We start from the raw sequence: 26,894 nt of genomic DNA on the forward strand, positions 1-26,894 counted from the left end.
ATCAAGGAACACAGGGCGGGCCGTCCCCCCGGGGCGGGCCGCGATACGAGGACGGGACAGTGGGCAAGAACGGTCCACGTAGCGACAGAGGGGGCCGCCAGGTGACCACCACAGCCAATCCGCTCCGGGACCCGCGCGACAAGCGCCTGCCGCAGGTGGCCGGGCCGTGCGTGCTCGTGCTGTTCGGCGTCACCGGGGACCTCGCGCGCAAGAAGCTGCTCCCGGCGATCTACGACCTGTCGAACCGGGGACTGCTGCCGCCGGGGTTCTCCCTCGTCGGCTTCGCCCGCCGCGACTGGGAGAACGAGGACTTCCGGCAGATCGCCTACGAGGCGGTGAAGGCGCACGCGCGGACGCCGTTCCGCGAGGACGTGTGGACGCACCTGTCGGAGGGCATGCACTTCGTCCCCGGCGAGTTCAGCGACCCGGGCGCGTTCGACGCGCTCGCGATGGCGGTCAAGGAGCTGGACGGCACCCGCGGGACGGGCGGCAACTACGCCTTCTACCTGTCGATACCGCCGAAGTTCTTCCCGCAGGTCGTCGAGCAGCTCCAGCGCAGCGGGCTCGCCGACCGCGACAACGGCTCGTGGCGGCGGGTCGTCATCGAGAAGCCGTTCGGGCACGACCTGGCGAGCGCCAAGGAGCTGAACGACACCGTCCACCGGGTGTTCCCCGAGGAGTCGATCTTCCGGATCGACCACTACCTCGGCAAGGAGACGGTGCAGAACATCCTCGCGCTGCGGTTCGCCAACGCGATGTTCGAGCCGATCTGGAACCGCTCGTTCGTCGACCACGTGCAGATCACGATGGCCGAGGACATCGGCATCGGCGGGCGCGCCGGCTACTACGACGGCATCGGCGCGGCCCGCGACGTCATCCAGAACCACCTGCTCCAGCTGCTCGCGCTGACGGCGATGGAGGAGCCGACGTCCTTCAGCGCCGAGGCCGTCCGCGCGGAGAAGGCGAAGATCCTCTCCTCGGTGCGGGTGCCCGGCGACCTCGCGCAGTCCACGGCGCGCGGCCAGTACGCCGCGGGCTGGCAGGGCGGCGTGAGCGTCAAGGGCTACCTGGAGGAGGACGGCATCCCCGCCGACTCCCGCACCGAGACCTACGCGGCGGTCAAGCTGGACATCGACAACCGCCGCTGGGCGGGCGTCCCGTTCTACCTGCGCACCGGCAAGCGGCTCAGCCGCCGGGTGACCGAGGTGGCGATGGTGTTCCAGCAGGCGCCGCACCTGCCGTTCTCGCACACCGACACCGAGGAGCTCGGGCAGAACGCGCTGGTCATGCGGGTGCAGCCGGACGAGGGCATCACGGTCAGGTTCGGCTCGAAGGTGCCCGGCACCTCGATGGAGATCCGCGACGTCAACATGGACTTCGCCTACGGCGAGTCGTTCACCGAGGCCTCCCCCGAGGCCTACGAGCGGCTCCTGCTGGACGTGCTGATCGGCGACCCCCCGCTGTTCCCGCGCCAGGAGGAGGTCGAGCTGTCCTGGAAGATCCTCGACCCGATCGAGGAGTACTGGGCGAGCCGGGGCAGCCTCGACCAGTACAAGTCCGGCGGCTACGGCCCCGACAGCGCCGACGAGCTGATGGCCCGCGACGGGCGTACCTGGAGGCGACTCTGACGATGAACATCGATCTCACCGGCACCTCCACGCGCCGGATACAGGAAGCGCTGACGCAGGCGCGGCACCTGATGGGCGGCCCCGCCGTCGGCATGGTGCTCACCCTGATCATCGTGACCGACGAGTCGGCGCAGTACGACGCGGTCCGCGCGGCCACCGAGGCGGCGCGCGAGCACCCGTGCCGGGTGCTGACCGTCATCTCCCGCGACCCGCGCGGCAGCTCCTCCCGGCTGGACGCCGAGATCCGGATCGGCGAGACCGGGCCCGGCGAGACCGTGCTGCTGCGCATGTACGGGCCGCTCGCCGAGCACGCCGACTCGGTCGTGGTCCCGCTGCTGATGCCCGACACCCCGGTGGTGACGTGGTGGCCGGGCGGCAAGGTGCCCAAGGTGCCCGCCAAGGACCCGCTCGGCCAGCTCGCGCAGCGCCGCGTCACCGACTCCTACGCGGCCCGCGACCGGCTGGGCACGCTCGCGCAGCTCGCCGACGGCTACCGGCCGGGCGACACCGACTTCACCTGGACGCGGCTCACCTCGTGGCGGTCGCTGCTGGCGGCGGCGCTCGACCAGGACCACGACGAGATCGTGTCCGGCGAGGTCGTCGCCGAGCCCGACAGCCCGAGCGCGGAGCTGCTGGCGGCGTGGCTGTCGATCCGGCTCGGCGTCGCCGTCGACCGGACGGTCTCCGAGGGCCCCGGCATCACCGGCGTGAAGCTGACCACGACCGGCGGCGACATCGTCGTGGACCGCCCCGACGGGCGGGTCGCGACGCTGTGCCGCCCCGAGCAGCCCGACCGGCAGGTGTCGCTGATGCGGCGCCCGATGTCGGAGCTGCTGGCCGAGGAGCTGCGGCGGCTCGACCCCGACGAGGTCTACCAGGAGGCGGCGGCCCGGTTCGCCAAGGACCTGGCGGGCGGCACGACCGGCGAGGGCCTCGCGACCGAGCCGGTGTCGGCGACGGCGGACGCGGCGAAGACCGAGGCCGCCGGCAAGGAGGCGGCCGAGTCGAAACGCCCCGCCGCGTCGAAGACCCCCTCCAAGTCGTCGGGGACGCGCAAGGCCCCGGCGAAGAAGCCGTCCCGGGGCAAGTCCGCCGGGGACGCGTGACACCGTCCGGCGCGGCACTCGGACCTCCGCCCCCCGGACGGCCGCGGTGTGAGATCGGCCTCTCCGGGGGCCGGATTCTCTGAGCCCGATCCTTCCGGATCAGTGTGAGCGCCGCGCGGCGCACATGCCCACGTCAGCCGACGGATGGGCCCCGTGCCGCGCGGCGCCGCCGGACGCCCGAACGGCGATCTGTCCCCGGACTCGCGCATCTCTTCCGCGAAAGCGTGCATACCCTGGCGACGGAAGAACCCGTGTCGAGCGATGAGGAGTTCCGAGGTGCTCAAGACCCGGGCAGGATCGGCGTTCGTCGTGACCATCGCGGCGGTGGCGGTGGCCGCCGCGGGGTGCTCGTCCGGCGACGGAGACGGCGGCGCAGCCAAGGACGGCGGGAAGGCGGGCGGCGCCGCGCCGGACGCCGCGCGGCTCGCCATCGCGCCCGCGACCGGGACCAGGCAGGTCAGGCCCGAGCAGCCCGTCACCGTCACGGCCGACAAGGGCAAGCTCACGGACGTCGCCCTCACCTACGGCAAGAACGGGAAGGCGGCGGGCGCCCTCTCGCCCGACGGGCGCTCGTGGCGGTCGGTGTCGAACCTGCGTCCGGCCACCACCTACACGGTGACGGCGCGCGGCAGCGGGAAGGACGGCAAGCCGGTCACCGCGACCTCCACCTTCACCACGCTGACGCCGCGGAAGAAGCTGGAGACGGGCATGTCGCCGCTGGAGGGCGAGACCGTCGGCGTCGGGATGCCGGTGCAGGTGCTGCTGTCCAAGCCGGTGCCGACCAAGCAGGACCGGGCCACCGTCGAGAAGGCCCTTGAGGTGCGGATGTCCAGGCCGGTGGAGGGCGCCTGGTACTGGATCAGCGACCGGGAGGTCGACTTCCGGCCCCGCGAGTACTGGCCGTCCGGCGAGAAGGTGCGGGTCGTCGCGCACCTCGCGGGCCTCAAGGTGGGCGCCGACATGTACGGCATGAAGGACCGGACGCTGAACTTCACCGTCGGCCCGAGCCACATCACCACGATCGACGCCAAGCGGCACCGCGCGACCGTGACCAACGGCGGCGCCACCGTCCGGACGATGAAGGTCAGCCTCGGCAAGCCCGGCCACGACAGCTACAGCGGCACCATGATCGCGCAGGAGAAGGCGGCGCACATCGTCATGGACTCCGCGACCACCGGCGACCCCGGCGAGTACCGGATCCCCACCAAGTGGAACGTCCGGATGACCTACAGCGGGACGTTCGTGCACTCGGCGCCGTGGTCGACGGACTCGCAGGGCAACGACAACGTCAGCCACGGCTGCGTAAACGCCTCCCCCGGCGACGCGAAGTGGTTCTACGAGTTCACCAACCGCGGCGACGTCATCAAGGTGACCGGGACGACGCGGCGGCTCCAGTTCGGGAACGGCCCAACGCCGTGGGCCAAGTCCTGGGACTCCTGGCTCCAGGGCAGCGCCCTCGGCGCCCCCGTCACCGGCAAGCCCCTGAACTGACGGCTCCGCGCGGGCGGCGCCCCGGCCGGGGCGCCGCCCGCGTCCGTCACGACTCCGGGGGGCAGATCTCGTCGCGCGCGGGCAGCCGCCCGGTCGCCAGGTAGGCGTTGACCTTCCGGTTCACGCACCTGTTGGGGTAGCCGCGCTGGTAGGGCGCGTGGACGTCGGCGGGCAGGGTGATCATGCGGGAGCCGTCCAGCAGCCGGTGCAGGGCGAGGTTGGACGGGTAGTCGGTGCGGGTGTCACCGGTCGCCGCGACCATCAGCACGGGGACGTGCCCGCCGACCTCGGTGGGCCGCTCGGCCGGACGCACCGGCCAGAACGCGCACGGGTTGATGTTGTGGGTGAGCGGCGCGAACACCGGGCTGCCCGGCCGGTTCCGCTCGATCTCGCGCCAGTACGCCTCCGGGTCGCGGGGCGCCGCGGCGTCGCCGCAGACGATCGCGCTCTGCCCGCTGCCGTAGGCGGACTCGCCGCCGGTCAGCAGGAAGGTCAGCTCCTCCTCCAGCGGCCCGGTGGGCTCGGCGGACCCCTGCTCGGCGGCCTTCTTCAGCACCTGGACGGAGGTGGCGAACTCGGCCCGGGGCCGCTCCTCGTCGGTGCCGAGGTTGTCGAACAGCACGAGCGGCACCGTCCGGTCGTCGACCCTGAACCGGCCCACGCGCAGCGGCTCGCGCGCGGACGCCGCGATGATCTCGCCGACGGTGCCCAGCACCGCGGCGCGGCTCCCGCCGAGCCCGTAGGTCGCGTCGCGCTCGGCCGCCCAGTCCGCCCAGCCCACGAGGGCGTGGTCGTTGGCGACCTCGGTGCCGCCGAGCAGGCGGGGTCCCCAGGCCGCGGGGTCGACCGAGCTGTCCAGCACGGCGCGGTCGAGCCGTCCGGGGAACATCGTCGCGTAGACCGAACCGAGGTAGGTGCCGTAGGACGCGCCGTTGTAGGACACCTTCTTCTCGCCGAGCGCGCCGCGGACGACGTCCATGTCGCGGGCGATGTTGCGGGTGCTGATGTGCGGCAGGACGCCGGCGCCGGCGCGCGCGCAGCGTCCCGCGAGGTCCTCGGCGAACGCGGCGGAGCGCTCGAAGGAGGCCCTGCTCTGCCCCGCCGAGGTGATCCAGGTGCCGCTGGGCCAGCCGCAGTCGACGGGCGCGCTGCGTCCGAGGGCGCGGGGGTCCATGCCGACCAGGTCGTAGCGCGGCCCCGCCTCGCCCATGACCTCGCGCATGAAGGGCGGCATGTCGATGGCGGGCCCGGGGCCGCCGCCGTTGAGGATCATCGTGCCGATCCGGTGCGCCCGGTCGGAGGCGGGCAGCCGCGAGATCGCGATCTTGATCGTGCGGCCGCCCGGCCTGGCGTAGTCGAGCGGGACCGTCACGTCCGCGCACCGCGCGCCCGCCTTGTCCAGTTGCTTCCCCACCTCGTCGTCCGGGCCGAGCGCGCACGCCTTCCAGCGGAGATGCTGGGCGTAGAAGCGCGCGAGCCCGCCGCCCGCGTGCGCCCCGGGGGTCCGCCCGTCCGCCCGCGCGGGCGCCGGGACGGCGGCGGCGCCCGCGACCGCGGCGCCCGTGGCGAGCACCGCGACGGCCCGTCTGGCGGCTACGCGCCGCCATCGTGTCCGTGTCACGTCCTCCTGTGTCATGTTCTCCAACGCTAGGTTCCGCGACCGGCGGGCACAGTGCGGCGCTCACCCGAGCCGGGGTGGGGCAGGCTGGGGGGCGCCTGGTGGGGCTGCCCCCCCTGGAGGCGGGCGTCCGGCGGCCTCACCTCGGCGTTCGGCCGACCTCGGTGGTGGGCGGAGGCGACCAAAGTCGGGGCGGCGGCGACCTGCGTCCGCTGCCGGACGCGCCCCGGGTCGGTAGCGTTGAACGGTGGACCTCCGGCGATCATGGCGTGACCGGCTCGGTGACGCGGGCGTCACCGCGGCGGCGGTGCTGCTCGGCCTGCTCATGCTCAAGGCTTCGGTGGAGGACCTCCCCAACGGCGAGGACATCTCGATCCCCCGGGACCTGGCGATCGGCGCGGTCTCCTGGGCCGTCCTGCTGCTGTGGCGCCGCCGCCATCCGGTCGCCGTCATGCTCGCGATGACCCTCGCGCAGGTCGCGGCCTCGACCGTGCTCGGCACCGCCGCCGTCGCGCTGTTCTCGGTCGCGGTGCTGCGGCCCTGGCGGACGAGCCTGTGCCTCGGCGCGCTGAACATGGCCGTGGTCGTCGCGCAGTTCTGGATCGCGCCGCTCTCGGAGCCGGACTTCCGCGAGGGGCTCGTCGTGTTCGGGCTGCTGTACGCGGTGCTGCTGAGCTCGGGCATGCTCGTGCGGTCCCGGCGGATGCTCATCGCGTCGCTGAAGGAGCGCGCCCGCGTCGCCGAGTCCGAGCAGCGGCTGCGCGTCGAGGAGGCTCGGCTGCTGGAGCGCGAGCGGATCGCCCGCGAGATGCACGACGTCCTCGCCCACCGGATCTCCCTGCTGGCGGTGCACGCGGGCGCGCTGGAGTTCCGCCCGGACGCGCCCGCCGACCAGCGCGAGGCCGCCGGGATCATCCGGGCCAGCGCCTACGAGGCGATGGAGGACCTGCGCGAGGTCATCGGCGTCCTGCGCGGCGGCGTCGCCGGGGACGCCGCCGCCGGCGACGCCGGCGGCCCCGGACCCGAGCGCCCGCAGCCCACGCTGAAGGACGTCGCGGCGCTGGTCGAGGAGTCGCGGCGGGCCGGCGCCCACGTCACGCTGGAGGACCGCGTCCCCGACCCGGAGGCCGTCCCGGCGCGGGTGGGCAGGCACGCCTACCGGATCGTCCAGGAGGGGCTGACCAACGCCCGCAAGCACGCTCCCGGCGCCCACGTGCGGGTCGCGCTGGACCTCCCCGGCGGCACGGCGCTGGCCATCGAGGTCTCCAACCCGCTGCCGCCGGGCCCGCCGCCGCGTCCGCTGCCCGGCGCCGGGGCCGGGCTGGTCGGACTGGGCGAGCGGGTCCACACGCTCGGCGGGACGCTGGAGCACGGCCGGACCGGCGACGGCCGCTTCCGCCTGCGGGCCCGCCTGCCGCTGCCCGCCTGACCCCGGCGGCGCCCCCGCGACAGGGCCGCCGGGGCGCCCGAACCGGTCGGTCCGCGGACCCGCGGCCCCGTAGAGTGGCGGGATGGACTCACCACCCGTCCGCGTGCTCATCGTGGACGACGACGCCCTCGTCCGGGCGGGCCTGTCGATGATGCTGGCGAGCGCCGAGGACCTGGAGGTGGTGGGGGACGTCGCCGACGGCGCGGAGGTCGTGCCGGCGGTGAACGAGCACCGCCCCGACGTCGTCCTGATGGACATCCGGATGCCCCGGCTGGACGGCCTCGCGGCCACCGAGCTGCTGCGCTCCCGCCGCGAGCCGCCCGAGATCATCATCCTGACGACGTTCGACACCGACGACCACATCCTGCGGGCGATGCGCGCCGGGGCGAGCGGGTTCCTGCTCAAGCACACCCCGCCGCCCGACATCGTCCGGGCCATCCGGCAGGTCGCGGCGGGCGAGCCGATGGTCTCCCCGGCGGTGATGCGCAAGATGATGTCCTACGTCGCCGACTCGGGCGTCGACCCGCGCCGCGACCGGGCCCGCGAGCTGCTCGCCCGGCTCAGCGAGGGCGAGCGCGCCGTCGCGGCCCTGGTCGGCCGCGGCCGCACCAACAGCGAGATCGGCCGCGAGCTGTCGCTGAGCGTCGCGACCGTGAAGGCGTACGTGTCGCGGCTGCTGACCAAGCTGGAGCTGAACAACCGGGTGCAGATCGCGCTGCTCGTCCACGACGCGGGCATCACCGACCCCGCCGGCTGAGCCGGACGGCCGGCGCGGGATGGCCGGACGGCCATCCCGCCCGGCCAGGCGGCTGATCGGGCACCGACTTCGGTAGCCCGCACCGTGGACCTTAGGCCGCTGCCGCACCCCCGTCCCGCCCGCGAGGCTGGACGCATGATCAGTGTTGAAGGTCTGACCAAGCGCTACGGGGACGTCCCGGCCGTGGAGGACGTCTCGTTCCACTGCGCGCCGGGCACCGTCACCGGATTCCTCGGGCCCAACGGCGCCGGAAAGTCCACCACGATGCGGATGATCTGCGGGCTGACCCCGCCGTCGTCGGGGACGGCGACGGTGCAGGGCGTCCCCTACGGCCGCATCGCGAACCCCGGGCGGCATGTCGGGGTGCTGCTGGACGCCGCCGCCCAGCACGCGGGGCGCACCGGCCGCGAGACCCTCGCGCTCACCGCGATGCTCACCGGCGTCGGCCGGGACCGCGCCGGCGCGATGCTCGACCTCGTCGGGCTGTCGGGCCGCCCCGCGCGGCGGCGCGTCGCGGGCTACTCCCTCGGCATGCGCCAGCGGCTCGGCATCGCGCAGGCGCTGGTCGGCGACCCGAGCGTGCTGATCCTGGACGAGCCCGCCAACGGCCTCGACCCGGAGGGCATCTTCTGGATGCGCGGCCTGCTGCGCGACTTCGCCGACCGCGGCGGGACCGTCCTGCTGTCCTCCCACCTGCTGCGCGAGGTCGAGGCCGTGGCCGACCGCTTCGTCGTCATCGCCGGCGGGCGGATCGCCGCGCGGGGCACCAAGGAGGAACTGCTCGCCGCGCCCGGCCGGACGCTCGTCCGGGGCGTGGACGGGGCCGCGCTGGGGGCCGCGCTGGCGGGGGCCGGCCTCCGGCCGCGCCCGGACACCGGCGGCGCGTTCCTGGTGGAGGCCCCGGCGGAGGCCGTGGGACGCGCCGCCGCGTCCGCCGGGGTCGTGCTGCTGGAGCTCCGCGAGGCGGGCGGGGGCGGCCTGGAGGAGCTGTTCCTGTCCCTCACCGCGTCCGGCGGCAGGCCATCGGGCACGCCGGTCCCCTCCCCCCATGGTCTCGAAGGAGCGTCGCTGTGACCGCCGCCACCGCCCTGCTGGAGCTCGCGCGCCCGTCCCTGGCCCGGCTGACCGCCGTGGAGCTGCGCAAGACGGTCGACACCCGCGCGGGCCGCTGGCTGCTCGTCCTCATCGGGGTCGCCGCCCTCGCGATGGTCCCGGTGGTGCTGTTCGCGGCGCCGAAGGACGAGCGGGGCGTCCCCGAGATGTTCGTCGCGTCCCAGACGGGCGTGGCGCTGCTGCTGCCCGTCCTCGGGATCCTGTCGGTGACGAGCGAGTGGTCGCAGCGCACGGCCCTCGCGACGTTCGCCCTCGTCCCGGGGCGCGGCCGGGTCCTGGCGGCCAAGCTGCTCGGCGGCGTGGCGCTCGGCGTGGCGTTCGCGTGCGCGGGCGTGCTGCTCTCCTTCGCCGGACGCGCCGCCGGGGCCGTCCTCGGCCGCTCGTCCGGGTCGTGGACGATGCCGATGTCCCTCCTCGGCACCGCGCTGCTGCTCGCGGCGATCTGGGTGTCGATGGGCGTGGCGTTCGGAACGCTCCTGATGAACACCCCGCTGGCGATCGTCATGTTCTTCCTGCTGCCGACGCTCTGGTCGACGCTCGGCGAGATGGTCGCCAAGCTCCGGGGCCCGGCGGGCTGGCTCGACACCAACAAGACGCTCATCGCCCTGCTGGACCCGGACGTCAGCGGCGGCGCCTGGGCCCGCGTCGCCACGTCCGTGACGGTGTGGCTGGCGATCCCGCTGGCCATCGGGATGCTCCGCCTGACCCGCCGAGAGGTGAAGTAGCACCACCCCCTACCAGACACGAACCCCACGGCCCCCGAAGCGCACACGGCGCCCGCAGGCCCTGCGGTGGGCCCAGAGCGGGCGCTGGATGCCTGATCACGCGACGGACACGAACGCACGGTGAGCGCGGAACCCGCGACGGAGGCAGAACCCGCGGGGGCGCGACCCCGTAGCGGCCGGAGAACTCGTGACGGAGGCGGAACCAGCGGTGAGCGCAGACCTCGCGACTCAGGCGGAACTCGCGGTGGACGCCGGATCCGTGGCCGGCGCCGGATCCGTGGCCGGCGCCGAAGCCGCGGTGGAGGCGGAACCTGCGGTCGACGCGGAACGCGTGGCGGAGGGGGAACCGGCGGTCGACACGGAACGCGGGGCGGAGGGGGAACCGGCGGTCGACACGGAACGCGGGGCGGAGAGGGACCGGCGGTCGACACGGAACGCGGGGCGGAGAGGGACCGGCAGTCGACACGGAACGCGGGGCGGAGAGGGACCGGCAGTCGACACGGAACGCGGGGCGGAGAGGGACCGGCGATCGACACGGAACGCGTGGCGGAGGGGGACCTGCGGGGGGCGCGGGATCTGTGGGGGCTTCATTTGTGGGGGGTCAGGGGGACGTGTCGGAGGAGCGTCGCGGCGGCGGTGCCCAGCGCGAGCAGCGGCAGGGCGGTGAGGAACAGGTCGGAGAACGCGGCCGCGAACGCCTCGGCGACGCCGTCGCGGACCGGTCCGGGGAGCGTGTCCAGCACCCCGGGCCGGACGGCGTCCTCGAACGGCGGGGCGCCCCCGGCCGGGACGCGGCGGCCGATCTCCTCGGCGAACCGGCTGGACACGATGCCGCCGAACACCGCCATGCCCGCCGCCGTCCCGAGCATCCGGGTCGCGAACACGCCCGCGCTCGCCGCGCCGAGGTCGGCGCGCGGCGCGGCGTTCTGCGCGACGAGCAGCACGACCTGCTGCGACAGCCCGGCGCCGAACCCCAGCACCGCCATGTAGACCCCGGCGGTGGCCGGAGTGGTACCGGTGTCCATCGTGGCCAGCAGCGCCACCCCGGCCGCGCTGACGACCATGCTCGCGGCGGGCAGCCGGTGGTAGCGGCCCGTCCGGGCGATGTAGCGCCCGGCGCCCATCGAGGAGGCGAGCAGGCCGAGCATCATGGGCAGCAGCAACAGCCCCGACTCGGTGGCCCCCGCTCCCCCGACGACCTGGAAGAACATCGGCAGGTAGGTGGCCAGCCCGAAGCCGGTCGCGCCGCCCACGGCCGCGACGGCGCACGCCACGGCGAAGGACCGGTCGCGGAACAGCCTCGGCGGGACGACCGGCTCGGCCGCGCGCCGCTCCGCGAGCACCCACACCGCGAACAGCGCCACCGCGCCGGCCCCGAGCGCGAGGACGGCCGGTGAGCCCCACGCGTACCGCGTCCCGGCCCAGCTCGTGCACAGCGTGAAGCAGGTGACGGCGGCGCCGAGCAGCACGATCCCGAGGTAGTCGATCCGCGGCGCCCGCTCCGGCCTGGGGAGCCGCAGGAACAGCAGCGTCGTCGCGAGCGCGGCCACGCCGAGCGGCAGGTTCACGTAGAACACCCACCGCCAGGAGGCGTGGTCGGTGAGGAACCCGCCCGCCAGCGGCCCCGCGACGCTCGACACCGCGAAGATCAGCGCCGAGTAGCCCTGGTAGCGGGCCCGCTCCCGGGGCTCGAACAGCTCGCCGGTCAGCGCGAACATCGAGCTCATCAGGCATCCGCCGCCCACGCCCTGGACCGCGCGGAACGCGATCAGCCACCCCATGGACGGCGCCGCGCCGCACGCCGCCGAACCGGCGAGGAACGCCAGCAGCCCGGTCAGCAGCACGACCCTGCGCCCGAACAGGTCGCCGAGCCGTCCCGACAGCGGGACGGCCACGCTCGTGGCCAGCACGTACGCGGTCGACACCCACGCGAGCCCGTCCCGGCCGCCGAGGTCGCCCACGATCGCCGGCAGCGCGGTGCCGAGCACGGTCGCGTCCAGCGAGGACATCAGCCCGGCGAGCATCAGCCCCCAGAACACCACCAGCCGGTCCCGGTGGCCCATCTCGTCGGAGACCATCACATGCACCCCTCATCTATCTGCTAAAAGCAGATAGATGCTAAGAGCATATAGATGAGATGCGCAAGCGGAGCGCTAGACTGCCTCCATGGACGAGAAGGGGGACGAGTCACCCGGGACGGCCGAGCCGCTCGACGCGGTCGAGCGGAGCATGGTGAAGCTGCGCCGGGGCATGTCGCGCCAGCGGCTCGGCAGGGCGGCGATCCGGGAGCACAACCTCCCGGTGGACGTGCAGGTCCTGCATGTCGTCGACGTGATCGACGAGGGCCCCGACGACGCGTGCCAGGAGATGAGCGTCGGCCTGGTCGCCTCCCGGCTCGGCGTCGACGCCTCCCGGGGCAGCCGCATCGTCGCCGAGTCCGTCAAGCTCGGCTACGTCCGCCGCGTCGCGTCCCAGGAGGACGGCCGCCGCATCCACCTGGAGCTCACCGCGGCGGGCCGCTCGATCGTCGAGGCCACGCGCCGCACCCGCCAGGATCATTTCGCCAGGGCCATGTCCGGCTGGACGGACGCGGAGCGGTCCGAGTTCGCGCGCCTGCTGGCCCGCTTCGTCCAGACCTACGAGGGCTGACCCTCGGCGGCCTCCCGGGGGTCCGGGAACTTCCGCAGGACGAGCAGCCCCCCGATCCCCGGCACCAGGGACCACCAGCGCCCGCTGGGCGGCGGTGTCATCAGCGTGAGCACGATGACCGCCAGGTAGGCCGTCCCGTGCAGCGGGCCGGTGGCCGAGCTGATCGCCCCCAGGTGGACGGTGACGAGGTTGACGAGCAGGACGGCGAGCGAGGCGGCCTCGACCAGGGCCGCGATCCGCAGTGCGCGCACGGCGGTCACGCCCCCGTCGTCGAGCCGGGGCGGACGATCATCAGCACGACGACGACCGCCCACAGCAGGTTGAACACGCCGGTGACGGCGGCGAGCCGGACCGCCGCGGCGGGGTCCGGCGCCTCCACCGCCAGCAGCCGCCGCTGCCCCGGCAGGATCGCCAGCCCGAGAACGCCCGCCGCGATCACGGTCAGCACGATCGAGGTGATCAGCCAGGCGTCGGTGAGCACGCCGAGCCGCGCGCCGGTCGCGACCCCGAAGGCCGGGACCGCCACTCCGACGGCGGTGTAGGCGCGGCAGATCCGGTGCAGGAACGAAGGCGTCCCCTCCCCGGGCGCGGCGGTGCGGACGAGCCGCGGGAACAGCGAGGCGGCGACGGCGATCGGTCCGATCGCCAGGATCGCCGCGAGGACGTGCACCGACAGCAGCAGTTTGGTCATCAGCGAACCCCCATATGTGTTGGCTGCCAATACATACCACGCCTACACGAAACTTGTGTAGGCTGCCTACCTATGAGGGCGGACGCCGTACGAGGACATCTGGACGGGCTGCTGCTGGCCGTGCTCGAACCGGGCCCGCTGCACGGCTACGCGATCATCACCGCCGTGCAGCGGCGCAGCGGCGGCGCGCTGGAGCTGCGCACGGGCACGATCTACCCCGCGCTGCAGCGGCTGGAGCGGCTCGGCCTGCTGAGCAGCAGCTGGGACGCGGTCGGCGAGCGGCGGCGCCGCCGCTACGCGCTCACCGACGCGGGCGCCCGCGCCCTCGCCACCGAGCGGACCGCGTGGAACGAGTTCACGGCCGCGATCGGCTCCGTCCTGAACCCGGCGACATGACCGCCCCCGGCCCTACGGCACCGGGCGCGCGGCCCGCCGAGGCCCGCGACCCGATCGAGGACTACGCGGCGGCCCTCACGGGCGCGCTGCGCGGCCCGTCCCGCCTCAAGGCCCGCATGGTCGAGGAGATCCGGGACGGCCTCGCCGACACGGTCGCCGCGCACACCGGCGAGGGCGTCCCCTACCCGGACGCCGTGCGCAGGGCGGTCCAGGAGTTCGGCACGGCCGATGAGCTGGTCCCCGGCTGCCAGCGGGAGCTGACGATCGCGCAGGCCAGGCACACCGGCCGGGTCGCGGCGCTGACCGTCCCGTTCCTGGCCGGCTGCTGGTTCCTGACCTGGACGTCCGGGCCGGGCGACGGCTGGCCGCTGCGGCTGCTGTCGGTGCACCTCGGCTGCGTCGCGGCCGCCGCCGCGCTGCTGGCCGCCGTCGCGCTGACCGCGACCGGCCCGCTCGCCCGCCGGCTGCCGACGCCCCGGCGGCTGCCCCTCGCCGTCGCCTGGTCCGGCACCGCCGCCGGAGTCGCGATGGGGATCGGGGCCCTCGCCCTGCTCACCGCCGCCGCGCCGGCCGCGAACTGGCCCTTGATGGCGGTCGCGGGCGCCCTCACCGCCGTGTCGCACGCCGGGGTGACGGCCTCCGCCCGGGCCTGCCGCCACTGCGCACGCGCCTAGCCTCCGTCCTCCGAGCGCCGCGCCGCCGCGAAAACCTGGTGACAACCGCCGCGCGGAGGCGGAGGCTGGGTGGCCTCGACGGCGTACGGGGCGCCGTCCCACCGGACCACGGGGGTCTGCGGTGATCGACGCCGAAACGGTCGCGAGGTTCGAACTGCCCGGCTACCTCAGGTCCGTCCCCGACGAGATCGAGGCCCGCGACCTGCCCGTCACCGGCACGCTGCCGCCCGAGCTGGACGGCCGCTACATCCGCAACGGCCCCAACGCCCTGCCCGGGACGACCAGCAGGCACTTCCAGGTGGGTCCGGGGATGCTGCACGGCGTGCGCCTGCGCGACGGCCGCGCCGAGTGGTACCGCAACCGCTGGGTGCGGACGGGTTCCTTCGAGGGGCGCTCGCTCGTCCGTCCGGACGGCACGTTCGACCTCACCGCGCCGTCCGCCAACACGCACGTGATCCACCACGCCGACCGGATCCTCGCGCTCGTGGAGATCGGCCTGCCCTACGAGGTCGCGCCCGACCTGTCCACCGTCGGCCCCTGCGACTTCGGCGGCGCGCTGTCCACCGCGATGACCGCGCACCCCAAGCAGGACCCGGCCACCGGCGACCTGCACTTCTTCGGCTACGGGATGCGCCCGCCGCTGCTCACCTACCACCGGCTCGACGCGTCCGGACGCCTCGTCCACAGCCGCGAGGTCGCGGTGCCGGGCCCGACGCTGATGCACGACTTCGCCGTCACCGAGCACCACGTCGTCTGGCTCGACCTGCCGATGACCTTCCAGCGCGCCCTGCTCGACCGCGCCATCCCCTACGGCTGGGACGAGGCGTACGGCGCGCGGCTCGGCATCATGCGGCACGACGTCCCGGACGCGGCGGTCCAGTGGTTCGACATCGACCCCTGCTTCGTCTTCCACGTCGGCAACGCCCACGAGCGGGACGGGCGGATCGTCCTCGACGCCGTCCGCTACTCCCCCGCCGAGTTCACGGCCATGTGGGACGTCCTCTCCCGGACCGTGATGCCGGCCCTGGACGCCCCCCCGGTCGGGCGCGCCCACCTCCACCGCTGGACGCTCGACCCCCGCCGCGGCACCGTGACCGAACATCCCCTCGACGACCGCGCCGTCGAGTTCCCCACCCTGAACGACGGGCGGTCCGGCCGCCCCGCCCGCCACCTCTATGCCGTCACCGGCACCGAACCCCTCAGCCGGGACGAGTGCGCGATCGTCAAGTACGACACCGCCACGGGCGCGGCCGTCTCCCACGGCCTCGGCCCGGACACCATGATCGGCGAGGCGGTCTTCGTCCCCAGGGACGACCCGGGCGGCGAGGACGACGGCTGGCTGATGGCCATCGCCACCGCCCGCGACGGCGCGGCCTCCCGGCTCCTCGTCCTGGACGCGGCGGACGTCCGCCCCGTCGCCGCCGTGGACCTCCCGCGAGGCGTCCCGGCGGGCTTCCACGGCTCCTGGATCGCCTCAGCCCCCGAGGGCGGCTGAGGGGTCGGAGAGCAGGCCGGTGAAGAAGACCGTGAGCGAGCGTTCGAGCGCCGCGGTGAAGGACGGAACGAGGACGGCCAGGCTCGGGTCGGCGTCGCAGGCGGCGCGCACGGCGGGCGCCGGACGGGTGTGCGTCCACAGCGCGGCGACGAGGACGAGCGTCATGGCGGCCGCCTCGGTGGCCTGCCGGTCACCGAGTTCGGGCAGAACCCGCCGCGACAGCGCGGCCAGATCGGCGAGAACCTCGCGCGTTTCCCGTCTGCACCGCACCGCCGCCTCGGTGGAGATGTTGCGCTCAAGGATCCCCGCCTGGGCGCCGAGCAGTTCGCAGAGCATCTCGTGCGACGCGAACGAGGTGGCCAGACCTGAGGCGAGCGCCTCGGCCCGCGTGCCGGCGGCCCCCGGCCGGTCCATGCGCGCGGGGAGCCGGTCGTCCAGCTCCGCCAGCAGGTCGCGGGTCTGGGCGGCGAGCAGGTCGAGCAGGATCGCCTCGCGCGACTCGAAGTAGCGCAGGACGTTCGACTTGGCCAGGCCCACGCGGCGGCTCAGCTCGTTCAGGCTCACCGCCGAGACCGGCATCTCCCCCAGCATCGCCGCCGCCGTCGCGAGGATGCTCCGCCGCCGGACCTCGCGCTGCTCCTGGGTCCTGGCGCGCTGAAAGGTGGCCATAGCACCACATTACAGACTAGTGGTCTCTTGCATGCGTCCGGGGATAGAGTGCAAGAGACCGGCGGTCTGTTCGGCGGTCCGCGCCCCGGTGGCGCGACGGGCCGCGCGGAGCACGGCGACGGACGGAAGTGGGATGGCGAACAAGGTAGCCCTGGTCACCGGCGCCTCCTCCGGCATCGGCGAGGCGGCGGCGTACCGGCTCCACCGGAAGGGCTTCACCGTCTTCGGCGCGGCCCGGCGCACCGACCGGATGGAGCGCCTGGCGGCCTCGGGCGTGCGCACGCTCTCCCTCGACGTCACCAGCGAGACCTCGGCCGAGCGGGCGGTCGCCGAGATCGTCGCGGCGGAGGGCCGCGTCGACGTGCTGGTCAACAACGCGGGCTACGGCTCCTACGGTGCGCTGGAGGACGTCCCCCCGGACGAGGCCCGCGCCCAGCTCGACGTGAACCTGTTCGGCCTGGCCCGCATGACCCGGCTCGTGCTGCCGCACATGCGCGCCCGGCGCGCCGGCACCATCGTGAACGTCAGCTCGGTCGGCGGCCGCCTGGCCACGCCCCTGGGCGCGTGGTACCACGCCAGCAAGTACGCCGTGGAGGGCCTCAGCGACGCGCTGCGCCTGGAGGCGGCGCGGTTCGGCATCGACGTCGTCGTCATCGAGCCCGCCTCCATCCGCAGCGAGTGGGGCGCGATCGCGGCCGGGAGGCTGCGCGCCACCTCCGGCCGGGGCGCCTACGCCGAGCAGGCCGAGGCGATGGCCAGGATCCTGGAACGAAGCTCGCGGCCGGGCGGCGTCATCTCCTCGCCACCCGCCGTGGTCGGCGACGCCATCGCCGAGGCGGCGACCGCCCGGCGCCCGAAGACCCGCTACCGCGTCGGCCGCGGGTCCGGCTCGATGATCATGACCCGCAGGCTGCTGCGCGACCGCGCCTACGACGCGCTCATGAAGCGCGGTGTCCGCCTGCCGGGGTGACGCCTGCCACCCCGGCAGGTGTCACCCCGGCCCAGGGGGACGTCACCTCACTCGGAGCCGTGCCCACCGCCCACGGCCCCGGCCTCGCGGAGCGCCTTGCCGCCCTGGCTCCGGACGGTGCCGGCGTCGCGCGGCCTCGACGCCGTTCGATGCCGTTCGTCCTGGCGTCGCATGTCCGGGGGATTTGCCCGCATGACCATGCCGACACCGGGCAAAACAGGGGCGACACGACCACCTCGCACACGGTCCCGCGACACCGGCCGGCAGGCCCGTCGCGGGCCGGGCCCGTTCGAAACGGATGGCCGCCGTGACCCCGTCCACGCCTGACCGTGCCGAAGCCGATCCGGGAGCGGCCCTGCACACGGGCCGCTGGCGCCTGCCGAGCGGGCGGGCGATGACCAAGCACACCCGCCAGGCGATCCACCACACCCTCCAGAGCTGGGGCGTCGGCTCGGCCGCCGGCGACCTCACCGATCACCTGACGGCCCTCGTCCACGACGTCCTCGCACGCGCGAACGTCCGGGGGCGGGGACCGATCGAGCTGCGGCTGGAGCTCCGCGCGTCCGCGCGCCTGCTCCTGACCGAGGTCCGCGACGCCGCCCCCTCGCTGCCGGGCTCCGGTGAGCGGGGGGCGCCCGGCGGGGACGGCCACGGGATCATCGCCCTCACCTACGGGCGCCGTCCCGCGCGCGACGGCATCCGGTACATCCATTCCTTCACCTGGTGGCAACCGGGCGCGATCGCCGCCAACCGCTGACCGAAGCAGCCCCGGGCGGGAGGGGGTCCGGCCCGGGGCTCAGGTGTTCGCGAGCGGTCGGCGCGCGGGTGTCGGTCAGGCGTTCGGGGGCAGGTCGGTTCCGGCGCCGCGGCGGCGCACGGCGACGAGGTCGGCGTGACCGGCCGGCGCCGGTTCCGCGTCGGACACCGGCTCGGCCTCGGCCTCGGGCGCGGCGGATCCCTCGCGGCGGTGCCCGGGCATGGTGGGCACGTCCGCGCCCTCCACCTCGAAGCCCGCGTCGGCGATCATGTCGAGGTCGGCCTTCCCGGCCTGGCCCTCGCTGGTGAGGTAGTCGCCGAGGAAGATCGAGTTGACGATGTGCAGGGCGAGCGGCTGCAGGCTACGCAGGTGGATCTCGCGGCCGCCGGCGAGCCGCACCTCCACGTCCGGGCAGACGAACCGGACCATCGCGAGGATGCGCAGGCAGCGCTGCGGGGTCAGCGACCACCGCCCGGCCAGCGGGGTCCCCTCGAACGGGATGAGGAAGTTGACGGGGACGGAGTCGACGTCCAGGCCGCGGAGGGCGAAGGCGACGTCCACCAGGTCCTCGTCGGTCTCGCCCATCCCGGCGATGAGGCCCGAGCAGGGCGACAGTCCCGCCGCCTGCGCCCGCTGGACCGTGTCGGCGCGGTCGCTGAAGTCGTGCGTGGTGCAGATGTCGGCGTACTGGGCGTCGGAGGTGTTCAGGTTGTGGTTGTAGGCGTGGGCGCCAGCCTCGCGCAGCCGCTCGCCCTGGCCCTCCCCGAGGAAGCCGAGGCACGCGCAGATCTCGACGTCCGGGCTGCGGTCCTTGATCGCGGCGATCGTGTCGGCGACGCGGCCGACGTCGCGGTCGGTCGGGCCGCGCCCGCTCGCGACGAGGCAGACGCGCTTGGCGCCCGCCGCCATCCCGGCCGCCGCGGCGTCGGCGGCCTGCTCGGGCTTCAACCAGGTGTAGGTGAGGATGTCGGCCTTGGAGCCGAGCCGCTGTGAGCAGTAGGTGCAGTCCTCGGGGCACAGCCCGGACTTCAGGTTGACCAGGTAGTTCAGCTTGACACGGCGCCCGAACCAGTGGCGCCGGACGCGGCCCGCCGCGGCCACCACGTCGAGCAGGTCGTCGTCGGAGGTCGCCAGCACCGCCAGCGCCTCGGCACGCGTCGGCGGCTCGCGCCGCAGTCCCTTGTCGGCCATCGTCTCCAGAAGGCTCATGGTGGACGATCCTCGCCGGGCCCCGGCGCCCGGCCAAGGCGTACGGCCGACAAACCCGGACGGGCGGCTTTGTAGGAGGTTGGAAGTGGCCCCGCCGTTTTCCCCCGGAAGTGGATCTTCAGCCGGGACGGGGCGCGGCCTAGGTTCGCGACATGATTGTTTTCGCCCAGCTCAGCGACACCCATCTGGACGGCGGGGACCGCGCGGACGAGCGCGCCCGGCGCGTCATGGCCCACCTGGACACGCTGCCGCTCGACGCCGTCCTGCTGACCGGGGACATCGCCGACCACGGCGAACCGGCGGAGTACGAGCGGGCCCGCGAGGTGCTGGCATCGCCGCATCCGGTGCTGATGTGCCCCGGCAACCACGACCGGCGGCGCCCCTACCGGGAGGTGCTGCTAGGAGAATCCATGGACGGCCTTCCGGAGACCGGGGCCGTCTCTCGTGGGGGGCCGACCCCCCACACCCCCCGGAACGGCCCTGTCAACCAGGTGCACGAGGTCGCGGGCGCGGTGTTCGCGATGTGCGACTCGACGGTCCCCGGCGAGGACCGCGGTCTCCTGGACGAGGAGACGCTCGCCTGGCTGGACGCGGCGCTCGGCGAACGGCCCGGCGTCCCGGCGTTCGTCTGCTTCCACCACCCGCCCGTCCCGCTGCACATCCCCTATGTGGACGCCATCCGGCAGTTCGGCGAGCACGGGCTGGCCGACGTCCTCGCACGGCATCCGCAGGTCGTGGCCGTCCTGTGCGGGCACGCGCACACGTCCGCGGCGACCATGTTCGCCGGACGGCCCCTGCTCGTCGCGCCCGGCGTCGTGTCCACGCTCCGGCTGCCGGGCGAGGAGGGCATCGTCGACCTTGAGGCGCCGCCGGGCTTCGCGCTGCACGTCCTGCACGACGACCTGCGGCTGACCACCCACTACCGGACCGTCTGACCGGCCCGCGCACACCGCCGGGCGGCGGACCGCCGCGCCGCGCCGTCCCGGCGCGGCGGTCCCGTCGAGCGGTTCCGCGGGTCAGGCCCCCAGGCGCTTGGCCAGGGTCGGCAGCAGGCGGAGGGCGTTGCCGCGGTTGACGGCGGCGTGCGCCTTGCCGTTCAGGGCGGGGTCCCGGTCGAGCGTCTCGGTGGCCAGGGCGACCTCGGGGGCGAGGACCTGGGGCCAGTCGGTACCGAAGAGCAGCCGCCCGTGCCCGGCGGCGGCCAGCAGGGTCGGGGTCGAGTACGGCGAGGCGGGCGTCGCGGTGTCGTAGTAGAACCGCCGGACCGCCCGCCGGAACGCCTCGGGGCTCGGCCCCTCGCCCTGCCGTCCGGCGTGCTCGACGCGTCCGCCGATGTAGGGCAGGAAGCCGCCCGCGTGGGAGAGGATCACCGACAGCCGCTTGTAGCGGTCGAGGGTCCCCGCGGCGATGAGGCTGAGGGCCGTCCGGGTGGTGTCCAGCATGAAGTCGGCGACCCACTCCTCGATCCCCGGCACGGGACGCGCGTCCGCGAGCCCGACGGGATGGGTGAACACGACGGCGCCCCGCCTGTCCAGCTCGGCGAACAGCGGCTCGAACGCCGGGTCGCCCAGGTAGCGGCCGTCGGCGTTGTCCATCATCAGGACGCCGTCGGCGCCCAGCTCGTCCAGCGCGTACGCGGCCTCCTTGAGCGCCACGTCCACGTGGAGCAGCGGGAGGTAGGCGAAGAACCCGAACCGGGTGGGATGGTCCCGCACCAGGTCTGCCAGCGATTCGTTGAACACGCGCGTGCCGGCGACGGCGAGTTCCCGGTCGCGGAACGCCGTGGGCGGCGCGGGGGCCGAGGCCACGCCCGCCTGCATGCCGACGGCGTCCATCGTGTCGAGGGTCTTCGAGAGGTCCCAGTCCCCCCAGCGCGGGCCGCCCTCGGGCGGCAGGAGGCCGTGGTCGACGGCCCATCGCCGCATCGCGGGCGGGAGCGCGTGGTGGTGGGTGTCGATCCGCCCCCCGCGCGGCCCGTTTCCGGCGAAGGCGGCCCGCGCCGGGCCCAGGCCGGTGACGGCGGCGGTCGCGGAGGCCAGGGCGGCCGTCCGGATCACACCGCGACGGCTCGGCCCGGTGGACGTCCGGTCGCTTTCCTCGGCATGCATGTCTCTCCTCGGTGTCGATGACAGCCGCCCGAAAGGGAGTATATGAGACTGTCTCGACTGAGACCATATCGTTCCGCCCTAAACTTGGGGCGTGGCCACCGAACCTCCGGGACCCGCGCCGACGGCGCTGGGCGATCCCCGGTCCGACGACAAGGCGCTGGGGCTGCTGCTCGCCGCCGCGCACGACGCGGCGCGGTCCGCGCTGAACGCCGAACTGCGCCCGCTCGGCATCGAGACCCGGCACTTCGGCGTCCTGGTCGCCCTCGACCGGGCGGGGCCGACCAGCCAGCGCGGGCTCGGGGCGCTGCTCGGCCTGGACAAGTCCGCCGTCGTCCGGATCATGGACGAGCTGGAGCGGCTGGGCCTCGCCGTCCGCAGGCGCGCGGAGCACGACCGGCGCGCCTACGCGATCGAGCTGACCGCCGAGGGCCGCCACCACGCGCGCGTGTCGGCGGCGACGGCGGACGAGCTGAGCGCCCGCCTGTTCGGCTGGCTCTCCCCCGCCGACCGGGAGCGCCTCGTCACGCTGCTCACGGGCATTCTGTCCCGCGCGGACGACGCTTCGACCGGCACCGAAACGAATCGCCCCTAGCCTGGGACGTGGAGACGAGGGGGCACCGGATGAACGACCGGTTCAGGAGTCTGCACCGCGCGGACCGCACGCTGCTGCTGCCCAACGCGTGGGACTTCGCGACCGGCGCCGCGCTGGCGCGGGCGGGCTTCCCCGCGGTCGGCACGACGAGCCTCGGGGTCGCGGCCGCGGCCGGGAAGCCCGACGCGGCGGGCGGCACCCGCGCCGAGACGCTCGCGCTGGCCCGGTCGCTCGCCCGGCTCCCGGTGCCGGTCACCGTCGACATCGAGGGCGGTTTCTCCTCCCGTCCCGAGGAGGTCGGACGGCTGGTCGCCGAACTCGCCGGATACGGGGTCGCCGGGGTCAACCTGGAGGACGGGCGCGCGGACGGGACGCTCACGCCGCTCGGCCACCAGATCGAGACCATCCAGGCGGTGAAGGAGGCCGCGCCCGAGGTGTTCCTCAACGCCCGCACGGACACGTTCTGGCTGGGCGGGGGCGACCCCGACCGCCCGGAGACGCTGCGCCGGGTGCGCGGGTACGCGGACGCGGGCGCCGACGGCGTGTTCGTCCCGTCCGTCGTCGCCGACGGCGACATCCGCGCCGTGCTGGACGCCGTGGACGTGCCGCTCAACGTCCTGCTCATTCCGGGCAAGGCCGAGTACGCGCGGCTCGCGGAACTCGGCGTGCACCGGGTGAGCCTCGGGTCGCTGCTGTTCCGCAGGGCGCTCCAGGCCACGGTCGCCGCGGCTCTGGAGACCGTCGCCGCGGCCCCATCCGTCCTGGACGCCTCCGGCCCGCCCGGCGGGGACGGCAGGAGCGGGACGGAGTTTCCCGTCCCGTCCTACCAGGAGATCCAGGACCTCCTGGCGCCGTGACAAGGGTCGGCGAGGCCCTCAAGGACCGGCGCCGGTGGCACCGACCTCCTGCAACGCCTTGAGGCCCACGCCCCGCGAGGTCGTCACCGGCGGGTGCCGAGAACGATCCTCACGACGACGACGTCCTGGGGCCGACAGCCCGATCCCTGCCGCCTTGAGGCACGCGCGGTCCGTCCAGCGACCGCGACAGCCGTATCGCCTCCGACCAGCGGCGCTCTCGCGACCGGGCGGCGCATCACCGCCGAGCCTGCTCGTTGGGGCAGGTCCGGTCGTTCCGAAACGCGGGGCGGCGGGAGCGTGGTCAGTCGCGGCGGGCGGCGACGGCCTTGCTGTGGGAGTCGACGGCGTCCCGCAGGAAGCGGGACGACTCGGCGAGCATGCCGCGTTCCCGTTCCTTCGCCAGCGCGGCCAGGCGGTGGAGCGGGACGACGGTCTGGGTGAAGCCGAGCGGCGTGTTCGACCGGATCATCGGGATCCGGTCGTAGGAGTCGGACAGGCCGAGGTCCTGGTAGCCCCAGCGGCTCGGCACCTCGCGCAGCATCGACTCGCCCAGGTAGCGGACGGCGCCGGACACGAACGGGTCGGTTCCCGCGACGATGACCGAGTCCCAGTCGGTGTGGCGCTCCAGGACGAGCGGCTCCAGGGCGTCCAGCGAGGCGGGCGAGAAGTCGAAGGGGAACGCCTCGGGCAGGAACTCGGCGCGCCACCGGTCGAGCGCCTCGGCCATGCCCGACGTCCAGTCGTCGAGGTACTCGCGGGCGGGGCCGGTCATGCGGGCGCGGTCGCTCTGCATGTACCAGTCGGGGGTGCCGGCCTCGGCCGTCGGCGGGTCGGCGCGCGGCGGCTTCACGCGGTCGAGGCCCTCCAGGTCGAGGCCGAACTCGTCGTGCAGGACGCGCGCCTGCGCGGGCGTCGCGAGCACGTACACGTCGTCGTCCTCGGCGTCCTCGCCGGGCAGCGCGTAGAACATCCGGGGGTCGGCGCCGCCGGGTTCGAGGTCGTCGATGCACTCCATCACGGTCAGCAGGTCGAGGTGCTCCCCCGACTCGTGCTCGACGACCCACCACACCGGCTCGCCGTCGCGCAGGAAGTGCAGGCTCTCCTCGCCGTCCTCGTCCTCGACCAGTTCGACGTCGGCGATCCGCACGCTGCCGCCGCACTCGGCGGCGCTCTCCAGGATCTCGCGGTAGCCGTCCTCCAGGTCGTCGACGCCGCCCGCGTGCGCCCACACGACCAGGCCGCACCCGTCGAGGACGTCGAGGACGTCCGCCTCCTCCGGCTCGTCGTCGGGGCCGGGCGGCGGCTCGCCGAGCGCGGCGAGCGCCGCGGCGGTCTCGTCCTCGGACGCCATGCCGAGCTCCACCAGCCGGCCTGCCAGGCCCCGGTACGTCGTGTTGACCATGCCCGGATCATGCCAGGTCCCTACGACATTCCGCCGCGTTTCCGCCCGCCGCGTCCAACCCGTTGCGCTCCGGGCCGCAACGTGCCGAGCCGGCGCCGACGCCCCTAGGGGACGGCGTCGATCCCCCGGCGGGACCGGAGCCAGTGAGTGCGTTCGGCCGCGACGTAGGACGCGCCGTCCGGCCCGTCGGATCCCTCGTGCCAGGGGCGCATGCCGAGCTGCTCGGCGACGGCGGCCGAGGAGGCGCTGCTCACGTCGATCTCGGCGGTGATGCGGCGCAGGCCGACGACCTCGAACGCGTAGCCGAGCACCGCGCGGGACGCCTCGACCGCGAGGCCCTGGCCCCAGCGGTCGGGCTCCAGGCTGTAGAGGATCTCGACGTCGACGGCGCCGCCCGCGGGGCCGTCGTGGCGGCGCAGGCCCGCCACGCCCACCAGCCGGGCGCCGTGCGGCTCGGACAGGCGGTGCGGGTCGCCGAGGCCGTGCGGGCCGGACAGGCCGGGCGCGCTCGGCCGCAGGGCCCACAGCCCGTAGCCCTCGACCGCGAAGTCCCGCTGGCTCGCGGCGATGATGCCGGTGACCTGCACGGGTGAGATCACCTGGTCGCCGAACAGGTGGCGCCGGACGAGGGGGCCCGTCCAGTGCGTGTGCAGGGCGCGGTGGTCGCTCATGGCGACCGGGTGCAGGACCAGCCGTCCGGTCCGCAGCACCGCGTTCCTGGCCCGTGGCGCCGCGCTCCCGGGGCCCAGCACGGCGCTCCCGGCCCGCAGCGGCTCACTCATGCCCGTCCTCCGACGCGAACCCCGACCCGGCCCCCGGTCGCCACCCGGCCTCGGGCTCGGGCGGCCACTGGGGCTCGGGCTCCCCGTCCGGCAGACCCACCCGGAAGACCCGCAGCTGGAGCGCCAGCGCCGAGTAGTAGCCGACGAGCGTGACCAGCTCGACGACGGCGGCGCGGCCGAGCGTCGCCACCGCCTCGGTGAACACGGCGTCGCCGAGGTCGCGCTCGGCGGCGAGCTGGCGGACCGCCTCGTACACCACCCGCTCGCGGACGTCGGCGAACAGCGGCGCGCGGCCCTCGCGCAGCGCGGCCATCTCGTCCTCGCCGAGGCCGGCGCGGCGGCCGGTGCGCTCGTGGGCGTACCACTCGAAGTCCGAGCGCAGGTGCGCGGCGACGACCAGCGTCGCGATCTCCCGCTCCCGCCCGGTGAACGCGGTGCGGAAGCGCAGCGCGGCGCCGAGGTCCTGGAGCGGCAGGCCGACCGAGGGGCTGTAGAGCATCGCGTTGAAGGGGCCGAGGAGCCGGCCCGCGTCGTCGACGAACCGGAACGCCGGACGGCGGGCCGCGCGGGGACCGCCGGTCACGGCCTCGTAGACGGCCCGCTGCTCGTCGCCGAGCGAGCCGGGGAACAGCAGCGGCAGGCGCGTCGCGACCGGCTCGCGCCCGCGCCGGCCGGCCGGGCGTCGATCGTTGACGTGCTCACCGTTCGCGGGGTCGATCACTTACCGCACGCTAGGCCGTCGGCGCGGTCGCCTCAACCCCCGTCCGGAATGTGAAACCCCGCGCACACGAGGACATGGCGGTTACGTAACAGCGCGCCGCTTCCGACGACAGGTGAAATGGCAGGTGAATCCGAACCGGCCGAACCGCGTCGCCGCCCGGAACGGTCCGGTCTCTTGTGGGCGGATGCCCCCCACGCCCCCCGGAACGGCTCTGCCCCCTGGCAGGATGGGCCGGTGACCGGCATCTATGACGATCCCTGGGCGTACGAGTTGGCGTGCTCGTTCCGCGAGGTGCCCGCCGAGGTGGAGGTGTTGCTCGCGTGGTGCGCCGAGCACCGCCCTGAAGGCGCGGGCCCCGTCCGGACGGTGCTGGAGCTGGCCGCCGGGCCCGCCGAGCACGCCCGCGAGATGGCCCGCCGCGGCCTGACCGCCACCGCGCTCGACCTGAACCCGGCGATGTGCGCCCACGCCGCCGCCGAGGCCGGGCGCGCCGGCGTCGCGCTGGAGGTCGTCCAGGACGACATGACCCGGTTCGACCTCGGCCAGCGGTTCGACCTGGTCGTGACCATGCTGGACTCCACGTCCCACCTGATGACGCTGGACGCGTTCGTCGCGCACCTGCGCCGCGTCGCCGCGCACCTGGCCCCGGACGGCCTCTACGTGGTGGAGATGTCGCACCCGCGCGACCGGCTCGGCGGCGACGAGCCGAGCGTGAGCACGGGCTGGACGGTCGAACGCGGCGGCGTCCGCGCCACCGTGCGCTGGGGCGAGCCCTCGGACCGGCTCGACCCGATCACCCAGGTCTCCGACGACCAGGTCACGATGACGATCGACGGCGACGGGTCCGGCGGGCGGGAGCCGCGCGTGATCCGCGACGTCGTCCCCTACCGGTTCTGGACGGCCACCGAGGTGGACGCGGCGGTCCGCCTGGCGGGCGGGCTCGCCGTCGCGGCCCAGTACGGCGACTTCGGGGCCGGTGAGGACGCCGTTCCCCTCACCGGCCCCGACGCGTGGCGCATGCTGACTGTCCTGCGCCCCGCCTGATCGAGCGGCGG

At 74.5% G+C, this 26,894-nt stretch carries 27 protein-coding genes; 17 read left to right on the forward strand and 10 right to left on the reverse strand.

Features of this window, described 5'->3' with window-relative positions:
- The first annotated feature begins 101 nt into the window (after positions 1 to 101).
- The 3 genes from zwf to GNZ18_RS14380 all read left to right on the forward strand — a co-directional run bounded on the left by zwf (position 102) and on the right by GNZ18_RS14380 (position 4,225).
- A complete protein-coding gene (gene zwf, locus GNZ18_RS14370) occupies positions 102 to 1,628 on the forward strand; it encodes a glucose-6-phosphate dehydrogenase (RefSeq protein WP_214619176.1) in 1,527 nt (508 codons plus the stop codon).
- Positions 1,629 to 1,630: 2 nt separating this feature from the next.
- Positions 1,631 to 2,734: a glucose-6-phosphate dehydrogenase assembly protein OpcA gene (locus tag GNZ18_RS14375; RefSeq protein WP_156216859.1), complete on the forward strand. Its 1,104-nt coding sequence runs from the start codon at positions 1,631 to 1,633 to the stop codon at positions 2,732 to 2,734.
- Positions 2,735 to 3,010: 276 nt separating this feature from the next.
- Positions 3,011 to 4,225 (forward strand): L,D-transpeptidase, encoded by a 1,215-nt coding sequence (locus GNZ18_RS14380; RefSeq protein ID WP_312874515.1) that lies wholly within the window; start codon positions 3,011 to 3,013, stop codon positions 4,223 to 4,225.
- A 46-nt stretch (positions 4,226 to 4,271) separates the two neighbouring features.
- Here GNZ18_RS14380 and GNZ18_RS14385 read toward each other — a convergent pair whose 3' ends face one another.
- A complete protein-coding gene (locus GNZ18_RS14385) occupies positions 4,272 to 5,861 on the reverse strand; it encodes an alpha/beta hydrolase (protein ID WP_156216861.1) in 1,590 nt (529 codons plus the stop codon).
- 229 nt (positions 5,862 to 6,090) lie between these two features.
- On the opposite strand from GNZ18_RS14385, the gene GNZ18_RS43655 reads away from it, so the two are divergent.
- From GNZ18_RS43655 to GNZ18_RS14405, 4 genes are all read left to right on the forward strand, one after another.
- Positions 6,091 to 7,272, forward strand: a complete 1,182-nt coding sequence (locus GNZ18_RS43655; RefSeq protein ID WP_156216862.1) for a sensor histidine kinase — start codon at positions 6,091 to 6,093, stop codon at positions 7,270 to 7,272.
- A gap of 82 nt (positions 7,273 to 7,354) precedes the next feature.
- Complete coding sequence (locus GNZ18_RS14395) at positions 7,355 to 8,029, forward strand: response regulator transcription factor (protein ID WP_156216863.1); 675 nt, start codon at positions 7,355 to 7,357, stop codon at positions 8,027 to 8,029.
- A gap of 135 nt (positions 8,030 to 8,164) precedes the next feature.
- A complete protein-coding gene (locus tag GNZ18_RS14400; RefSeq protein ID WP_156216864.1) occupies positions 8,165 to 9,103 on the forward strand; it encodes an ABC transporter ATP-binding protein in 939 nt (312 codons plus the stop codon).
- Positions 9,100 to 9,867 (forward strand): ABC transporter permease, encoded by a 768-nt coding sequence (locus tag GNZ18_RS14405; RefSeq protein ID WP_312874516.1) that lies wholly within the window; start codon positions 9,100 to 9,102, stop codon positions 9,865 to 9,867. Before GNZ18_RS14400 ends, GNZ18_RS14405 begins: the two co-directional genes overlap by 4 nt.
- 587 nt (positions 9,868 to 10,454) lie before the next feature.
- Here the strand turns inward: GNZ18_RS14405 and GNZ18_RS14410 are convergent.
- Complete coding sequence (locus GNZ18_RS14410) at positions 10,455 to 11,945, reverse strand: MDR family MFS transporter (RefSeq protein ID WP_156216865.1); 1,491 nt, start codon at positions 11,943 to 11,945, stop codon at positions 10,455 to 10,457.
- A gap of 88 nt (positions 11,946 to 12,033) precedes the next feature.
- Here GNZ18_RS14410 and GNZ18_RS14415 point away from each other — a divergent pair, with 88 nt between their 5' ends.
- A complete protein-coding gene (locus tag GNZ18_RS14415; protein ID WP_156216866.1) occupies positions 12,034 to 12,516 on the forward strand; it encodes a MarR family winged helix-turn-helix transcriptional regulator in 483 nt (160 codons plus the stop codon).
- On the opposite strand, the gene GNZ18_RS14420 is transcribed toward GNZ18_RS14415, so the two are convergent.
- Both GNZ18_RS14420 and GNZ18_RS14425 read right to left on the reverse strand, forming a co-directional pair.
- The gene (locus tag GNZ18_RS14420; RefSeq protein WP_214619170.1) at positions 12,504 to 12,776 is read right to left on the reverse strand and encodes a DUF3817 domain-containing protein; all 273 of its coding nucleotides are present in this window, start codon (positions 12,774 to 12,776) and stop codon (positions 12,504 to 12,506) included. The two genes, GNZ18_RS14415 and GNZ18_RS14420, sit on opposite strands and share 13 nt — an antisense overlap.
- Positions 12,773 to 13,207: a hypothetical protein gene (locus GNZ18_RS14425; protein WP_156216867.1), complete on the reverse strand. Its 435-nt coding sequence runs from the start codon at positions 13,205 to 13,207 to the stop codon at positions 12,773 to 12,775. The genes GNZ18_RS14420 and GNZ18_RS14425 overlap by 4 nt, the downstream gene beginning before the upstream one ends.
- Before the next feature lie 72 nt (positions 13,208 to 13,279).
- Between GNZ18_RS14425 and GNZ18_RS14430 the strand changes: the two genes are divergently transcribed.
- The 3 genes from GNZ18_RS14430 to GNZ18_RS14440 all read left to right on the forward strand — a co-directional run bounded on the left by GNZ18_RS14430 (position 13,280) and on the right by GNZ18_RS14440 (position 15,772).
- Positions 13,280 to 13,603 carry a PadR family transcriptional regulator gene (locus GNZ18_RS14430; protein WP_156216868.1) on the forward strand — a complete coding sequence of 108 codons (324 nt, stop codon included), beginning with the start codon at positions 13,280 to 13,282 and terminating at the stop codon, positions 13,601 to 13,603.
- The gene (locus tag GNZ18_RS14435; RefSeq protein WP_156216869.1) at positions 13,600 to 14,277 is read left to right on the forward strand and encodes a permease prefix domain 1-containing protein; all 678 of its coding nucleotides are present in this window, start codon (positions 13,600 to 13,602) and stop codon (positions 14,275 to 14,277) included. The genes GNZ18_RS14430 and GNZ18_RS14435 overlap by 4 nt, the downstream gene beginning before the upstream one ends.
- A gap of 121 nt (positions 14,278 to 14,398) precedes the next feature.
- On the forward strand, positions 14,399 to 15,772 hold the full coding sequence (locus GNZ18_RS14440) for a carotenoid oxygenase family protein (protein ID WP_312874517.1): 1,374 nt from the start codon (positions 14,399 to 14,401) through the stop codon (positions 15,770 to 15,772).
- Here GNZ18_RS14440 and GNZ18_RS14445 read toward each other — a convergent pair.
- Positions 15,752 to 16,441 carry a TetR/AcrR family transcriptional regulator gene (locus GNZ18_RS14445; protein WP_156216870.1) on the reverse strand — a complete coding sequence of 230 codons (690 nt, stop codon included), beginning with the start codon at positions 16,439 to 16,441 and terminating at the stop codon, positions 15,752 to 15,754. The genes GNZ18_RS14440 and GNZ18_RS14445 overlap by 21 nt on opposite strands.
- A 133-nt stretch (positions 16,442 to 16,574) precedes the next feature.
- On the opposite strand from GNZ18_RS14445, the gene GNZ18_RS14450 reads away from it, so the two are divergent.
- Together GNZ18_RS14450 and GNZ18_RS14455 are read left to right on the forward strand one after the other, a co-directional pair.
- Positions 16,575 to 17,411, forward strand: a complete 837-nt coding sequence (locus GNZ18_RS14450) for an oxidoreductase (RefSeq protein ID WP_156216871.1) — start codon at positions 16,575 to 16,577, stop codon at positions 17,409 to 17,411.
- Positions 17,412 to 17,718: 307 nt separating this feature from the next.
- Entirely contained in the window at positions 17,719 to 18,168 is a 450-nt protein-coding gene (locus GNZ18_RS14455; protein ID WP_156216872.1) for a hypothetical protein, read from the forward strand.
- Between the two features lie 75 nt (positions 18,169 to 18,243).
- Here the strand turns inward: GNZ18_RS14455 and bioB are convergent, their stop codons facing one another.
- Entirely contained in the window at positions 18,244 to 19,377 is a 1,134-nt protein-coding gene (bioB, locus tag GNZ18_RS14460; protein ID WP_156216873.1) for a biotin synthase BioB, read from the reverse strand.
- Between the two features lie 152 nt (positions 19,378 to 19,529).
- On the opposite strand from bioB, the gene GNZ18_RS14465 reads away from it, so the two are divergent.
- On the forward strand, positions 19,530 to 20,312 hold the full coding sequence (locus tag GNZ18_RS14465) for a phosphodiesterase (protein WP_156216874.1): 783 nt from the start codon (positions 19,530 to 19,532) through the stop codon (positions 20,310 to 20,312).
- A gap of 81 nt (positions 20,313 to 20,393) precedes the next feature.
- Here GNZ18_RS14465 and GNZ18_RS14470 read toward each other — a convergent pair whose 3' ends face one another.
- Complete coding sequence (locus tag GNZ18_RS14470) at positions 20,394 to 21,485, reverse strand: amidohydrolase family protein (protein WP_156216875.1); 1,092 nt, start codon at positions 21,483 to 21,485, stop codon at positions 20,394 to 20,396.
- 91 nt (positions 21,486 to 21,576) lie between these two features.
- On the opposite strand from GNZ18_RS14470, the gene GNZ18_RS14475 reads away from it, so the two are divergent.
- Entirely contained in the window at positions 21,577 to 22,077 is a 501-nt protein-coding gene (locus tag GNZ18_RS14475; RefSeq protein WP_216651279.1) for a MarR family winged helix-turn-helix transcriptional regulator, read from the forward strand.
- Between the two features lie 29 nt (positions 22,078 to 22,106).
- Entirely contained in the window at positions 22,107 to 22,934 is an 828-nt protein-coding gene (locus GNZ18_RS14480; protein ID WP_156216876.1) for an isocitrate lyase/PEP mutase family protein, read from the forward strand.
- A 301-nt stretch (positions 22,935 to 23,235) separates the two neighbouring features.
- On the opposite strand, the gene GNZ18_RS14485 is transcribed toward GNZ18_RS14480, so the two are convergent.
- The 3 genes from GNZ18_RS14485 to GNZ18_RS14495 all read right to left on the reverse strand — a co-directional run bounded on the left by GNZ18_RS14485 (position 23,236) and on the right by GNZ18_RS14495 (position 25,839).
- Positions 23,236 to 24,336 (reverse strand): hypothetical protein, encoded by a 1,101-nt coding sequence (locus tag GNZ18_RS14485; protein ID WP_156216877.1) that lies wholly within the window; start codon positions 24,334 to 24,336, stop codon positions 23,236 to 23,238.
- A gap of 104 nt (positions 24,337 to 24,440) precedes the next feature.
- Positions 24,441 to 25,118: a GNAT family N-acetyltransferase gene (locus GNZ18_RS14490; protein ID WP_156216878.1), complete on the reverse strand. Its 678-nt coding sequence runs from the start codon at positions 25,116 to 25,118 to the stop codon at positions 24,441 to 24,443.
- Entirely contained in the window at positions 25,111 to 25,839 is a 729-nt protein-coding gene (locus tag GNZ18_RS14495) for a carboxymuconolactone decarboxylase family protein (RefSeq protein ID WP_312874518.1), read from the reverse strand. Before GNZ18_RS14495 ends, GNZ18_RS14490 begins: the two co-directional genes overlap by 8 nt.
- 234 nt (positions 25,840 to 26,073) lie before the next feature.
- On the opposite strand from GNZ18_RS14495, the gene GNZ18_RS14500 reads away from it, so the two are divergent.
- A complete protein-coding gene (locus GNZ18_RS14500; protein ID WP_312874519.1) occupies positions 26,074 to 26,883 on the forward strand; it encodes a class I SAM-dependent methyltransferase in 810 nt (269 codons plus the stop codon).
- Positions 26,884 to 26,894 lie beyond the last annotated feature (11 nt).

Origin of the sequence: Actinomadura litoris, from assembly GCF_009733595.1 — a bacterium.
In the GTDB taxonomy this organism is placed as follows: Bacteria; Actinomycetota; Actinomycetes; order Streptosporangiales; family Streptosporangiaceae; genus Spirillospora; species Spirillospora litoris.

Coding starts and splice junctions, on each gene's coding strand:
- GNZ18_RS14480 (WP_156216876.1), top strand. CDS start 22,107: ATGAACGACCGGTTCAGGAGTCTGCACCGCGCGGACCGCACGCTGCTG.
- GNZ18_RS14490 (WP_156216878.1), bottom strand. CDS start 25,118: ATGAGTGAGCCGCTGCGGGCCGGGAGCGCCGTGCTGGGCCCCGGGAGC.
- GNZ18_RS14410 (WP_156216865.1), bottom strand. CDS start 11,945: ATGGTCTCCGACGAGATGGGCCACCGGGACCGGCTGGTGGTGTTCTGG.
- GNZ18_RS14465 (WP_156216874.1), top strand. CDS start 19,530: ATGATTGTTTTCGCCCAGCTCAGCGACACCCATCTGGACGGCGGGGAC.
- GNZ18_RS14425 (WP_156216867.1), bottom strand. CDS start 13,207: ATGACCAAACTGCTGCTGTCGGTGCACGTCCTCGCGGCGATCCTGGCG.
- GNZ18_RS14470 (WP_156216875.1), bottom strand. CDS start 21,485: ATGCATGCCGAGGAAAGCGACCGGACGTCCACCGGGCCGAGCCGTCGC.
- GNZ18_RS14415 (WP_156216866.1), top strand. CDS start 12,034: ATGGACGAGAAGGGGGACGAGTCACCCGGGACGGCCGAGCCGCTCGAC.
- GNZ18_RS14385 (WP_156216861.1), bottom strand. CDS start 5,861: ATGACACAGGAGGACGTGACACGGACACGATGGCGGCGCGTAGCCGCC.
- GNZ18_RS14435 (WP_156216869.1), top strand. CDS start 13,600: ATGACCGCCCCCGGCCCTACGGCACCGGGCGCGCGGCCCGCCGAGGCC.
- GNZ18_RS14375 (WP_156216859.1), top strand. CDS start 1,631: ATGAACATCGATCTCACCGGCACCTCCACGCGCCGGATACAGGAAGCG.
- GNZ18_RS14450 (WP_156216871.1), top strand. CDS start 16,575: ATGGCGAACAAGGTAGCCCTGGTCACCGGCGCCTCCTCCGGCATCGGC.
- GNZ18_RS14430 (WP_156216868.1), top strand. CDS start 13,280: ATGAGGGCGGACGCCGTACGAGGACATCTGGACGGGCTGCTGCTGGCC.
- GNZ18_RS14445 (WP_156216870.1), bottom strand. CDS start 16,441: ATGGCCACCTTTCAGCGCGCCAGGACCCAGGAGCAGCGCGAGGTCCGG.
- GNZ18_RS14485 (WP_156216877.1), bottom strand. CDS start 24,336: ATGGTCAACACGACGTACCGGGGCCTGGCAGGCCGGCTGGTGGAGCTC.
- GNZ18_RS14400 (WP_156216864.1), top strand. CDS start 8,165: ATGATCAGTGTTGAAGGTCTGACCAAGCGCTACGGGGACGTCCCGGCC.
- GNZ18_RS14395 (WP_156216863.1), top strand. CDS start 7,355: ATGGACTCACCACCCGTCCGCGTGCTCATCGTGGACGACGACGCCCTC.
- bioB (WP_156216873.1), bottom strand. CDS start 19,377: ATGAGCCTTCTGGAGACGATGGCCGACAAGGGACTGCGGCGCGAGCCG.